Origin of the sequence: Stenotrophomonas aracearum (genome assembly GCF_031834615.1) — a bacterium.
Classification (GTDB): Bacteria; Pseudomonadota; Gammaproteobacteria; order Xanthomonadales; family Xanthomonadaceae; genus Stenotrophomonas; species Stenotrophomonas aracearum.
The window spans coordinates 1,173,173-1,187,220 of sequence record NZ_CP115543.1; the positions used below are offsets into that span (position 1 = coordinate 1,173,173).

The 14,048-nt window shown below is 67.8% G+C and carries 5 protein-coding genes; 2 read left to right on the top strand and 3 right to left on the bottom strand.

Going from position 1 to position 14,048, the window contains the following annotated elements; genetic code table 11:
- Positions 1-75: 75 nt before the first annotated feature.
- The gene (locus PDM28_RS05545) at positions 76-3,501 is read right to left on the bottom strand and encodes an autotransporter family protein (RefSeq protein WP_311184094.1); all 3,426 of its coding nucleotides are present in this window, start codon (positions 3,499-3,501) and stop codon (positions 76-78) included.
- Between the two features lie 218 nt (positions 3,502-3,719).
- Here PDM28_RS05545 and PDM28_RS05550 point away from each other — a divergent pair, with 218 nt between their 5' ends.
- Both PDM28_RS05550 and PDM28_RS05555 read left to right on the top strand, forming a co-directional pair.
- A complete protein-coding gene (locus tag PDM28_RS05550) occupies positions 3,720-9,848 on the top strand; it encodes a hypothetical protein (protein ID WP_311184095.1) in 6,129 nt (2,042 codons plus the stop codon).
- Positions 9,849-9,944: 96 nt separating this feature from the next.
- Complete coding sequence (locus tag PDM28_RS05555; protein ID WP_311184096.1) at positions 9,945-11,570, top strand: arylsulfatase; 1,626 nt, start codon at positions 9,945-9,947, stop codon at positions 11,568-11,570.
- A gap of 14 nt (positions 11,571-11,584) precedes the next feature.
- On the opposite strand, the gene PDM28_RS05560 is transcribed toward PDM28_RS05555, so the two are convergent.
- Together PDM28_RS05560 and PDM28_RS05565 are read right to left on the bottom strand one after the other, a co-directional pair.
- Complete coding sequence (locus PDM28_RS05560) at positions 11,585-13,576, bottom strand: hypothetical protein (protein ID WP_311184097.1); 1,992 nt, start codon at positions 13,574-13,576, stop codon at positions 11,585-11,587.
- Between the two features lie 10 nt (positions 13,577-13,586).
- Complete coding sequence (locus tag PDM28_RS05565) at positions 13,587-14,006, bottom strand: hypothetical protein (protein WP_311184098.1); 420 nt, start codon at positions 14,004-14,006, stop codon at positions 13,587-13,589.
- Positions 14,007-14,048: the final 42 nt, after the last annotated feature.

Genomic DNA, 14,048 nt, shown 5'->3' on the forward strand with positions numbered 1-14,048 from the left:
ACACACTGCAAGCCACTTCGATGCTAGCAGGCACGCACTACCGCATCCCTTCACGCACGCCCGGTGCAGCCGCAATCACCAGTTCCATCGCATCCCGACCTTCGCATCCCATGCGTCGAAGGTCCGGTTGAAGCTCTTCTGGTAACCGACGTTCGCATAGGTACTGGTGGACGCGCCCAGCTGCCAGGTCATTCCTGCATTCAGCTGCCACCAGGTGCCCTGCAGGTCGGCCTTGAATGGCACGTAGCCTTCCGCGGAGGAGAATTCGGTAACCGGCTGGCCGCGGAATTCATGCCAGACATTCAGCCGCAACCAGCCACTGAACAGGCGCCGGATGCCGTTGTCGGTCGGCTCCAGCGTCCAGGTATCGGCCCAGCGCAGCCCCAGCCGCGCGGCGAGTGAGTCCATGTCGTCGAAACGGATCATCGCCGCCGGGTCTGCGTTGCTGTCCTTGTCGATGCGCTGGTAGATCACCTGTGCCTGGGGTTCGAACACGCGGGTGTCGTTGCCGTCCTGGCGGAATGGATAGCCTCCCTCGAGGGAGACGCCCCAGCCGAAGGTGTCGCGGTCCAGCAGCAGGCCGTTGGAGGAACGCGACTTGCCTTTGCCCCAGCTGCCCTGCCACACCGCGTCCAGGTACTGACCCTCTTCCCAGTAACGCGTCCAGTACAGGCCGAGCGAGGTGGCGCGCACTTCGTTGCGCCCGGCAAGGTTGCCGTCGTAGTGGATCACGTCGCTGCGCATGCGGCCTTGGCCCAGGTAGAAGCCGGCGTGGTCGCGCAGGCCATTTTCACGCTCGACCGCGTACGCGTCGGTGCCGGCCTGGATGGCGAGGATGTCGTAGTCGTAGCGGGGCGCGCCTTCATACACACCGCGGCGGCGGCCTTCGGCGTCGCCGTTCTCGCCGATCACGCGCACCCAGGCGCCATTGAAGTAATCGTCGCCGCGCAGATCGGCGCGTGCGCGCAGCTGTTCCTGCTCGCCCACGCGCTCGTGCAGGTTGCCCAGCGTGGCCCAGCCGTAGCGCAGCGCGATCGCCGGCAGCGCGGTGTACAGCGAAACCTCCGCGCGATAGTCGGGCACGGGCTCGGGACCCGGCTCGGGCGGGTCCGGTGGCGTGGGTGGGGTCGGGGTCGGAGCAGGCGGCACCGGGATCGGCGGTGGCTCCGGATCCGGGATGGGATCGGGGGCCGGGTCCGGCGCTGGCGGTGCCGGCGGCTCAGGCTCGGGCGGTGGCGGCACCGGGGTGGGGGGATCGGGTGTCGGCGGTACCGGGTCAGGCGGCGTCGGCGTGGGGGCGGGGCATGGCGGGGAGGGCGCCGACGGGTCGCTGCAGTCCAGCGCGGAGCGCAGGAACCAGTCGTCGCCGGTGCCGGGCGTGTCGCCGCCCCGATAGAGCCGGTAGTTGTAGGGTCCCGCCAGCAAGGCTACCGCCTGGGTAAACGCATTCGGCGCGGAGGTGGCACCGTCCAGGGCCACCACCACGCGGATGCCGTCGCCGCGGGTCAGCGCGCCGGGGCCACCTGTGTTGGTGAATTCCAGCAGGCTCTGGCCGCTGGCGCTGCCGCCCTCCAGTATCAGCTGGTCGGTCGGTGAATCGTCTTCGCCCAGGTAGGTGTTGAGTGCAAACACGCTGCCACTGCCACCCATGTAGCTGCCGGTGTACAGACGCTTGTAGAGATCACCGGTCATCGGCGTGAACGCGATGCGCCCGTTGTTGGTGACAAGCTGCGAGACGGTAGACGTTTCCGGAATGATCCAGCTGCTGGTGGCATCCACGTCGACGTTGGTGATGTTCCACGCGGCGCCGGTCCACTGCGACTGGTTGGCCAGCGCGATGTTGGCTTGGCTGGCTGAATCCGCTTCTGCCAGCCCTTGCAGGACGCTGCGGTCGGCATTGAGTTGCACCAGGGTGGGCAGTGCCGGCCCGCTGCTGCCCTCGGCCGACAGCAGGCCCTGCACGCCGGCGACGCGCGCGCCGTCGCTGGCGCTGAACAGCAGCGGGCCTTCGGCGATGATCGCCCAGCGGTCGCTGGCCAGGCTGCCCCCCTGCAGGCTCACTGCATGCGCGAAACCGCCCGAGGCGTTGTTTGAATACAGGCCGTAGGCGCTGCCGGTGGTGGTGACGGTGCTGTTGACCAGTGCGATGGTGTTGTCGCGGGTAACCTGGCCGGCGCCGCCGTTGTAGCTCCACTGGTAGATCGCAACCAGCCCGTTGTCGTTGCGCAGCGAACTGTTGGTCGCCGCGACCTGCGCGTTGTTGTAGGTCTGCAGGGTGGTGCCGCGCGTGCCCGTGGTGGTGACGGTGTCGCCGCTCAGGGTGATCGTGCTTGGCACGCTGCCGTTGTAACCGGCGTACAGCCCGTAGCCGTTGGCGGTGGGATTGCTCCAGGTCGTCCCGGTACTGTTGAGGGTGCCACCCTGCACCAACGCACCCGCGCGCTGCGAGGCACCCGATACGCTTCCGAAAATCGTGGTCGTGGCCATCGACGAGGTCGGGCCCGGCGAAAATGCGTAGGACTGCCCGTTGTTGTTCGAGGAGACCGTGACCTGGCTGCCGCCGGTCAGTGTCAGCGCCGACCCGCTGCGCACCCAGGCCCCAAGCCCCACACCGGGTCCACTGACCACCAGGTGGTTCAGGCTGGCCGATCCACCGTTGGTGGCAACCACGGCAGTGCCGGATGAGCTGGTGGTCACGGTCGAAGCGAAGTTCATGCTCAGGTCCGACAACGGCGCGGCGTTGGCGCCGCCGTCCACAGTGAGCCCGACCGAACTGGTGCCCGTGAAGGTGAGCGCAATGGGCGCGCTGGCCTGCAGTTGACCGCCGCCATACAGGTAGATGCCGAGTGCGCCATTGTTCTGGAACGTGATCGGAAGCGCGCCGCTGACTGCGATGCTGGCGGATGGACCCTGCACGCCCAACCCGACCCGGTTGGTAGCGCCTCCTACGAACAGACGGTTTCCACCGGCAATTTCGGCGCGACCGGTTCCTTCGACGCCTACGCCATCGCCACCGCCTGGTGCCAGCAGCGGATCGTTGTAACTGGTGTTGGCAATGCGCACGTTTCCCGCCGTGACGCCGGCCAGGCGCCCGTTGGTGGTGCCGATGTTGCCACCGTTGACGATGATGCTGCCGCCGTCCGCGAACAGGGCGGCGCCGCGGTTCGTGAACACGTTCAACCCATTTGGCGCTGCGATCGTGCCGTTGGTAGCGTGCAGGCCACGACTGTTGCCGGTGCGCACGACAATCGCACCGGGCGATGCGCCGGCCTGCATGTCCAGCACCACATCGCCCCCGTTGGCGAGTACGCCATCGGTGGCGCCGGCGCTGGTGTCGATGGTGGTGTTGCCCACGACCGTGGTGGTGCCCGTGGTGGCGGTGAGCGTCGTGGTGCGGGCGCCGGGCCCCACAGTGGCCTGTGCGGCGCATTCTTCGACCAGGCAGGCGTGGCCGAGTGCGAGCGCGATGCTGGTGGCGAGGGCGTGTCGAATCAGGTTCATGGCGGCACTCCTTTGCAGGGTTCCATGGTCCCGTGCGCGGCTGCCACGGGCCTCCGCAAAAGCACCGTTGATCTCTCGGTACTTCTACTGCGTCAGCGGCGACGGTTTCCGGCTGAACGGCAGCCATCGCGTCTGCGCGCAGTTGCGCGGACATGATCCAGGTCAAGAGGCGCCGGCCGGCACTGCCTAGGCTCTGCTCACCCTCCTGGAGCCTTGTCATGAATTCGTATCGCATTGCCCGCCCCAACCGCCGCGCGCTGTCACTGGCCTTGATGAATGCGCTTGCCGCTACCGGCCTGGCGACCTTTGCCGCCCCCGGCGTCGCACTGGCCGACGGCTGCCAGCTGTACAGCGTCAACGGCCACATCTCGTGCTATCTCAACTCCAATGGCAGCGCAGGCTCGCCGGCGGGAAGTTCCGGCTCGGACCCGATCTTCGACGACAAGAACGGTTACACCGGCGGACCCGGTGGCCCGGCAGCGGACATCAACCTGGTGGTGGGATTGAACCCCACGCTGTACGACTACTCCGCCTACAACAGCAAGAACCAGTTGCTGCTCGCCTCTTCGCCGATCAATTCGGTGAGCATCGGTGGCGCCGGTGCGCAGGGCTCGGATGCCACGGCAGGCGGGTTCGACAAGGTCGGCGGCAACGGCGGCCTGGGCAACAGCGGTGGCGCGCTGACCGTCTCGGTGGGGCCGCAGGTCACCTCGCTGTCGCAGGACACGGTCAACGGCATCAGCGGCATCACCCTGATCTCGCTGGGTGGCGAAGGCGGCGCGGCCGGCAAAGGCAACATGAGCGGTGAAGACGGCACCTCCGGCGTGGGCGGCGTGGGCGGCAGCATCAACGCGACGCTCGATGGCTACACGCATTCGAACTTCCGCAGCGTGCTGGTGTCGAGCCAGGGCGGCGCAGGCGGCCGTGGCCGGGATTACGGCACCGGGCTGAATTCCCAGGGCGCCGACGCGACTGACGGCATTGGTGGCAACGGTGGCACGGTCACCGCCAGCTTCACCAACACCAGCAACAACGCCAACAACGGCTTCGTGGGCACTGCCGGCGTGATGGTCCAGAGCGTGGGTGGCAACGGCGGCAACGGCGGCTCCGCCGAGGATGTGGACGGTTCGCAGGGCGGCGATGGCGGCTTGGCCGGCAACGGCGGCAACGTTGGCGTCACCGTGGCGTCGAACGTGATCATGGTGGAAACCGGCGACAACGACGCGGCGTTGCATGTGCTGTCGCAGGGCGGCGCCGGCGGCCAGGGCAACAGCTCCGGCGGCTCCGGTGGCAACGCGGGCGCTGGCGGCAATGGCGGCAATGCCAGCCTGGTCATCGATGGCAGCGCCGGCAGTGGCGGTGCCATCGCCGCCAACGGCACCTACGCGCCTGCGGTGCTGGTGCAGTCGCTGGGCGGCAATGGCGGCGACGGCGGTACGCCCTCGCAGTTCGTGATCGGGCCCAACGGCGGTTCCGGTTCCGATGGCGGTACCGCAGGCACGGTGTCGGTGACCGGCAGCGGCCTGCTGGCACGCACCGGCTCGTATGTCGACCCGACCGACTTTGAAGGGTCACCGGGCGTGCTGGCGCAGTCGATCGGCGGCGGCGGTGGCTCCGGTGGCGTTTCCAAAGGAATTTTCGCAGTGGGTGGCGAAGGCGCAAACGGCGTGAACGGCAACAGCGCCACCGTTGCGCTGCAGTCGAACGTGGAAACCTTCGGGTTCGGTTCGGACGGCCTGGCGGTGCAGTCCATCGGCGGCGGTGGCGGCAAGGGCGGCGACGCCAGCGGCGACAGTGTCGGCCTGCAGTACGTGATCGGCGGTTCGGCCGGTGGCGGTGGCGACGGCTACAGTGCGTCGCTGACCAGCCAGGCCGGCAGCACCGTGCTGACCAACGGCGTGCACGCGCCCGGGCTGCTGTCGCAGTCGATTGGTGGCGGTGGCGGCCAGGGCGGTTCGGCCTACAGCAAGTCCACGTCCGCCGGTTTCGGTGCCTCGATGGCGGTCGGCGGCAGCGGTGGCGCCGGTGGCGATGCCTGCGGCAGCGGCTGCACCGGCACCCTGGCCCAGAACGACGGGCGCATCGGCACCGACGGTTCGGACAGCTACGGCATCCTGGCGCAGTCCATCGGCGGTGGCGGCGGTGCAGGCGGTGCGTCCACCGCCAAGTCGAAGGTCTACGCCGCCGAAGACGTGAGCATTTCGCTGAGCGCCTCGCTCGGCGGTTCCGGTGGCCAGGCCGGCAGTGGCGGCCTGCTCACCGCCACCAACACCGGCCTGGTCACCACCGGTGGCCAGGGCGCGGTCGGCATGCTCGCGCAGTCGATCGGCGGCGGCGGCGGTGCCGGTGGCGACTCGTCGTCGGCCTCGACCGCCACCGGTGGCGAGTTCGACATCAGTGCTTCGATGGCGCTGGGCGGCAAGGGCGGCACCGCCGGTGACGGCGGCGCGGTGACGGGGACCAACAGCGGCCTGGTGCTGACCACCGGGGAATCGGCAGCAGGCCTGCTGGTGCAGTCGGTCGGCGGTGGTGGTGGTGCTGGTGGCACGGGCGATGGCCAGGCCTCGGCGACCGGCGGTGAAACCAAGATATCCACCACGCTGACCATGGGAGGTACCGGTGGCGCCGGGGGCGATGGTTATGCGGCCACCGCCAACAACATCAACGGCTCCATCATCACGCTGGGCGACGGTGCGTTCGGCATTGGCGCGCAGTCGATCGGCGGTGGCGGAGGCGCAGGCGGCGGTGCTGCCGGATCGGCCAAGGGCGAGTACGTGGCCACCGTGACCATGGGCGCAAACGGCGGCAAGGGCGGCAACACGTACCACACCGATGGCAACGGCAATGAGATCGACGGCGTGTCGGTGCACAACGACGCAACGTCCACGGTGGTGACCTTCGGTGCAGACGCCAACGGCATCGTGGCGCAGTCGATCGGCGGCGGTGGTGGCGTCGGCGGCAAGGCCGGCTCCAACATCGCCAGCAGCAAGTCCGACGGCGCCGGTGGCAACAAGGGCAGCAACGCGGGCACCGCGACCAGCACGCTCACCGCCGCCTACGATGCCAACGGCACGGCGGCGCTCAATGACTATCTGGGCCTCAACAACGCAGTCACCTTTACCAACAGCCTGCTGGCCGACAGCGCTTCGCAGGTGGCGGCGCGTTCGCGGTTGGCAGCCGTAAGTGACGGCGACCTGGACGACGACCTCAACGACGCCGCCGAGTCGAAAGGCGAGACCGACGATGACAACGAGTCCACCAGCATCCAGCTCTCGGTCGCGCTGGGCGCCTCCGGCGGCAGTGGCGGTACGGCGGGCCTGGTCACGGTGACCAACGACGGCGGGATCGCCACGCTGGGCAACCACGCCGACGCGATCCTGGCGCAGGCCGTCGGCGGCGGTGGCGGCAAGGGCGGCGCGGCCAGCACCGCCTCGACCAACGACTACAGCGGCAACCTGTCCGTGGGTGGCTCGGGTGGCGGAGGTGGCTACGGTGGCCAGGTGATCGTCAACAACACCGGCGCGATCTACACCAAGGGCGCGCTCGCGGCAGGCATCGTGGCCGAATCGATTGCCGGCGGCGGTGGCGTCGGCGGCGTGTCGGCGTCCTCGGTGAAGGCCAGCAGCAAGAACTCCGGGGACGACGACGCCAACGATGGCGCGTTCAAGTCGATCTCGCTGTCGGTCGGCGGCAATGGCGGCGCCAGCTACGACTCCGGGCAGGCCAAGGTGACCAGCAGCGGCGCGATCTCCACGGCGGCGCACGATTCCAGCGGCATCATCGCGCAGTCCATCACCGGCGGTGGCGGTATCGCCAAGACCCTGGCCAGCGACCTGGAAGGCGCCGGCGGCAGCGCCAGCGTGAAGGGGGGCGACTACGACGTCATGTTCAAGTTCGGCGGCAGCGGCGGTGAAGCCTCCGGCGGCAGCGGCCTGGTCAATGTCACCACTGCAACGGGCGGCTCGATCACCACCAAGGGCGACAACAGCCACGGCATCCTGGCCCAGTCGATCAGCGGTGGCGGTGGCCTGCAGCTGGGTGGCACGGTCAGCGGCAGCACGGTGGCCGACTTCTTCGGCTCCGGCAAGACCACCGGTAGCGTCAACAATGACGGCGTGAACAGCCCGACCGCCGGCAACAGCGGCCTGTCGGTAACGGTGGGCGATGCGATCAGCACCGCCGGCGCCAACGCGGTGGGCGTGCTGGCACAGTCGATCGGCGGGGGCGGCGGCCTGGCCGGTGGGATTGCCGGGCAGACCAACCTGGCGGCTGCACCGCAGTACTTCAGTGGGAGTCGCAATGCCTCGGGCAACGGCGGCGTGATCAATGCCACCGTGGACGCCGGCGCGTCGATCAGCACCACCGGCAACAATGCTCCGGCGATGCTGCTGCAGTCGCTGGGCGGCGGCGGTGGCCGCGTCATCACCGACAACGCGATCTACATGGGCAGCGCCGGCGGTACCGGCACCGGCGCGGCAATCACTGCCACGATCAATGGCACGGTATCGGCCACTGGTTCGGGCTCGGCCGGCATCGTCGCGCAGAGCATGGGCGACAGTGCCTCCAACGCGCCGATCAGCATTACCATCGCCTCCACCGGCAAGGTCACTGCCGGCCAGCAATCGGTGGCCACCTCGCCCAATGGCGGCTCAGCCGGCGTCTACATCGACCATGGCGGTACCGGCAAGAACGGAAGCAACGGCACGCCGGTGGTCAACACGGTCACCAACAACGGCACGCTGTACACCTACGGTTCGCAGACCAACGCGGTGGCGGTGTACAGCACCGCCGGCGATACCCAGGTGATCAACAACGGCACCATGGGCGGCGACGTGCTGCTCACCAATGGCGGCGGCACCGGCTGCTTCACCAACAACGGCACCTTCAACGCCGGCGACAGCGTCACCGTAGGCAAGTGCGGGGTGACCAACAACGGCGTGATGGACATCCGCGCCACGCCGCTGGCAGTGCAGGGCAACCTGCTCAACAACGCCGGCGGTCGCATCGTCGTGGCCGCGGACTTCTCCGGCAAGGCCGCCACGCCGTTGACCGTGGACGGCGACGCGACCATTGCCGGTACGGTCGAGGTACGCCCCACGCTGATGCGCCGGAACACGGTGACGCTGGCCAGCGCCACCGGCACCCTGCAGCTGGATCCAACCCTGGCGGCGGTGCGCAACGACCACCTGTTCGACTACCGCTTCGACACCGACGGACAGAACCTGCGGGTCACCCCGAGCGCGCTGTTCAGTGCCCAGGCGGCGGGCATGGGCGCCAACAAGCGCGCGGTCGGCAACAACCTGCAGTCGATCTTCGACAGCGGCGCGGCGATGGATACCGGCTTCACCCGGTTGAGCAGCGTGGCCGACGGCGTCGAATACGAGCGCAGCCTGGCGGCGATGTCGGGCAAGGCACTGGGTGCCTTCGGCGCGTATCGGGTCAGCAGCAGCCGCGACTTCGCCGTGAACCTGTATGGCGGCTGCTCCAGCGCGCCGGTGGCCAGCAAGAGCACCGACAGCTGCGGCTGGGGCCGGGTGATCGCCAATGGCGCGGAGCAGAAGGAAACCAACGACGCGCTGGGCTACAAGGTCGACGCATCGGCGTTCCAGGCCGGCGGCCAGCTGCAGCTGTCGCCCGACCTGGCCCTGACCGGTTCGCTGGCCTATGAGAACAGCCGCCTGCGCGACGCCGACGGCAGCGCACGGGTGAATGGCGACGCGGTGCTGGGCGGGGTGGGGCTGCTGTACGACGCGGGCAGGATGGAACTGTCCGGCGGGCTGGACGCGGCATCGGGCAAATACCGCTCCACCCGCGACGTGTCGGTGGCCGGTTTCGATGATGAAGCCAACGCCAGTCCGAAGCAGTGGCAGGCCGGTGCGCACCTGCGTGCGGCGTACAGCGTGCCGGTAGGCCATGAGGGCTTCATGCGCCCGTTCGTGGAAGGCCATGCCATCCGCGTGGACAACAAGGCATTCACCGAAGACGGCAATTCGCCGTTCCGCCTGGCCGTGGAGGGCAATGCAGAAACCGCGCTGATCGGGGTGGTGGGTGTCGAGCTCGGCAACAGCGTGCACTTCAACAACGGCATGACGCTGCGCCCGTTCGCCAGCGCTGCGGCCGAGTTCAGCAACAACCGCGACTGGACCACCACTGCGCGCTTCGCCGACCAGCCGCAGAGTCAGTCTTTCGATGTCACCACGGCGGGGCCGGGCACGATCGGTCGCTTCGCGGTAGGTGCCGATCTGTATGGCTCCAACCACCTCAACCTGTCGCTGCAGTACGTGAAGGAAGTGGGCCAGGGCTTCGATGCCAACACCGGGCTGGCGCGCCTGACGTACAGCTTCTGACAGTAGAAATACTGGCGCGCTCTGCGTAGAAGTCAGCATTGGCCCGGTGGTGCTGCCGGGCGATGCTGTCAGGGTCGATCCGCAAGGAGCAGTTCCATGGCAACAGCACGTGCAAAGAAGGCGGCGCCCAAGGCGTCGCCTGCCGCGAAGAAGGGGCCCACTTCCGGCGGCGCCAAGCCAGGAAAGCCCGGCAAGCGCCCCAACATCCTGGTGATCTGGGGCGATGACATCGGCATCAGCAACCTGAGCTGTTACAGCCATGGATTGATGGGCTACCAGACCCCGAACATCGACCGTCTCGCGCGCGAAGGCATGATGTTCACCGATTCCTACGGCGAGCAGTCCTGCACCGCAGGGCGCTCGTCCTTCATCACCGGCCAGAGCGTGTACCGCACCGGGTTGTCCAAGGTGGGCCGCCCCGGCGGCAAGGAGGGCCTGCAGCCCGAAAGCGTGACCATCGCCGAGCTGCTCAAGGAGCAGGGCTATGCCACCGGCCAGTTCGGCAAGAACCACCTGGGCGACCTGAACAAGTACCTGCCCACGGTGCACGGCTTCGATGAATTCTTCGGCAACCTGTATCACCTCAATGCCGAGGAAGAGCCGGAAATGTACGACTACTTCCCGGAGCAGGACTTCCCCAACTTCCGCAAGCAGAACGGTCCGCGTGGCGTGCTGCACTGCTGGGCGCAGGACAAGGACGACCCGACCGACCAGCCGCGCTGGGGCAAGGTAGGCAAGCAGAAGATCAAGGACACCGGGCCGCTGACCAAAAAGCGCATGGAGACCTGCGACGACGAGTTCGTGGCGGCGGCGCAGAAGTTCATCCGGCGCCAGCATGAGGACGACCAGCCGTTCTTCGTCTGGTTGAACACCACCCACATGCACATGTTCACCCACACCAAGAAATCCAGCCTCGGCCAGGCCGGACGCTGGCAGTCGCCGTACCACGACACCATGATCGACCACGACCGCAACGTGGGTCAGATGCTGGACCTGCTGGACGAACTGGGCATCGCCGAAGACACCCTGGTGCTGTACTCCACCGACAACGGCCCGCATCGCAACTCCTGGCCGGACGCCGGCACCACGCCGTTCCGCAGCGAAAAGGACACCAACTGGGAAGGCGCGTTCCGCATTCCGCTGCTGGCGCGCTGGCCGGGGAACATCGCGCCCGGGTCCATCGCCAACGGCATCGTGCAGCACCACGATTGGCTGCCCACGTTCCTGGAAATGGCCGGTGCGCCGCAGGTGGTGGAGGAACTGAAGACCGGCTATACCGCCAACGGCAAGACCTTCCGCAACCACATCGACGGGACCAGCCTGCTGGGATATCTGACCGGCAAGGAGAAGGAAAGCCCGCGCAAGCTGTTCATGTACTTCAGCGACGACGGCGACGTACTGGCGATGCGCTATGACAACTGGAAGGTCGTGTTCATGGAACAGCGGTGCCGGGGCACGATGCAGATCTGGGCCGAGCCGTTCACCACGCTGCGATTGCCCAAGTTGTTCAACCTGCGCACCGACCCTTACGAGTACGCCGACATCACCTCCAACAGCTATTACGAGTGGTTCCTGTACCACGACTACCTGCTATTCGCGGCCTTCGGCATAGCCGACCAGTTCGCCAAGACCCTGGTCGAGTACCCGCGCGTGCAGGAGCCCGGGAGCTTCACCATCGATGACGCGCTGGCCAAGATGAGCGCGATGTCGTCGAAGGACTGAGCCGCAGGGGCGGCTCAGCCGCCCCTGTACGGTCGACCCGGCGGCGCCGCCTTGCTGCGGCGCTGTTCGGTGCGGCGCTCCTGATAGCGCTGCATACTGAGCTGCAGCTCTTCCAGCGCATCGCCCGGCAGCCACAACTGGCGGGTACCTCGGGTCATTGCGGTGTACGCCGCGCGCACCGGATTGTGGGGGTACTGGCGGGTGAATCCCGTGCGGAAGCAGCAGCGCGACATCGCCACGTTGGCAAATTCGGCATTCTTGGCGTGCTCCACCAGCATCAGCTGCAACGCTGCGTCGTGGAAGGGCAGCAGGCGCTCCATAAGCTCCACGAATCGTTCGCGGTTGTAGCCGCGCATGAACATACGCGGGATCTGCGCCAGGTCCTGTTCCTCGCACTCGGCCAACAGGTCTTCCCAGCGCTGGCTGCTGCCACCGTGCGCGGTAAGCTCGCGATAGGCTTCCGCGCCCCGGGTGACCTCGCGGCCAAGCGTGGCCAGCGAATCGGGATGGATGGAGAAGGCGGCGCCTGCTGCGGCCAGTCGCTGCGCCTCTTCCAACAGCCGCCATGGGCTGCCGTAAATGCGTGCGCCCGAGACCGGTACGTCGCTCCACGCGGTGTAGGTGCTGGACAGCGTCGGCTGGTCCGCCGAGCCGACGAACGGCGCTTCGTAGCGGTTTCCGGGATCCAGCGCCAGCGTTTCGTTGACGAGCTGCTCCACCAGGCGCCCCTGGCGGACCGACTGGTCGATCTCCAGCGTCATGCCGGTGGCGAAGCGCGGGGCGTGACCGACCAGGCGCTGGTTGGGATCGCCCAGGCTGATCACCGCGCCTTCGTAGCTGGAAAGCAGGGCTTTCCACGCCGGACTCAGATCGTGGCCTTCGTCGATCAGCAGGGTGCCCCAGGTGGCCGGCACGCTGACCTGGTGCAACGCCAGCCACTTGCCGATGTGGTCGACGTTGACGCTGAGCAGCGCATGGCGCTGCAGCTGCGGGTCGAACATGCTTCGCCAGACGTGCTCCGCTGCTGCCATCAACGCAGCGCTGTCGATCACGGTCCACGGCACCGCGCGCGCGAAGTGCCGCGGCGCAAGCTGCAGGGTCGTCGAACGGCACCAGGTGGCAATGCCTTCCAGCGCGATGCGCAGCACGCTGGCGGGCGCGAAAGAGCCGATGGATTGCAGCTCGATCCGTGCGGCGATGTCGCGCAGCGCGTGCTTGCTGATCTGGAACACGGGTCGCCAGGCGGTACGTAGCAGGCCGCGGCGGAACGCGTCACCGGCGACGTGGTTGGCGAATGCGATCTGCGAAACCACCTGCACCGGCAGCGCCGCGCTGAGCCGTTGCCGGAACGCCTGCACCTGGCCGGCACGCGGGGCGATGTAGGTGTAGCGACGCGCGCCGCTGTCCAGCAGCTGCAGGATCAGGTGGGTCTTGCCGGCGCCGGCGTAGGCGTCCAGGTCGATGTGCTCGTGATCGTTGGCGATGATTGCGCGCAGCGCACGCGCCTGTTCCTGGGTATAGGAATGCGTCCGCTCCACGAACGCGGGTGCGCGCTGGCTGTCGTCGGCCACGTGGCCTTCTTCGGCATACGCAGCCTCGGTGGCAAAGCGCAGTGTGTGCGGCTCCAAGGTGACCTGGCTGTCGGCCTGGAATGCATCCACCGGATAGGCGTCGGGCGAGGCCTGCGCGTAGCGCGCCACCACTGCGTCCGGGCCCAGCACCACGCCCTGCGCGGCTAGACCGTGCAGCCAGTCGTCTGCAGTGGGAGGCAACGCACTGCGCAGCGCCTGGAACTGACCGACAGCTGCGTCCGGCTGGGCCACGAACAGCGCGCACGCGTCATCGAGCAGCCGGGTCAGGGCGGCGGGATGGTGTGGGCGCTGCTGGCACAGCGCAGCGGCGAACAGCCCGGCGCGTTCCAATGCCGTTGTAGGAACGGCGCCAGACTCCAGGAATGCGCCCAGGTCCGTTTCAGTCAGCGGCAGGGCATAGGCGGGCGAGGTCACAGCAGCATGCTCAGTACGGATGCGCCTTGCCACAGGCCAGCACGTGGTTGTAGTCGCTGGACATGCACTGATAGAAGGCGCGCTTGTTGCCCTCGGCCGCGCTGCAGTCGGCCTGGGTCAGCTGCGGCAGCAAGGCGCGCAGCGGTGCGGCCGCCTTGTTGAACTGTTCGGCCGGCATATAGCCGCCCGCGACGTTCTTTGCGCCGACTTCGAGCATTGTCTCCACCCCGTAGCGCGCATTCTCCACCGCCTTGGTGCAGTCCAGCTCGGCCGGGTACTTCTGTACTTCCAGCAGGGCCTGCGCCATCTCGTTGGCGTCGGCGATGGCCTTGGCGCGAGGGTCGGCAACGGGCGAGGGCTCGGCGGCCCCGGCGGCAGCGGAAAGCGCGGTCATCAGCACCAGGCAGGTCAGGCGGGGAAACGTCGGCACGCGGTGGATCCTTCGGGCAGCGGGGCGGTCTGGGTCACGATG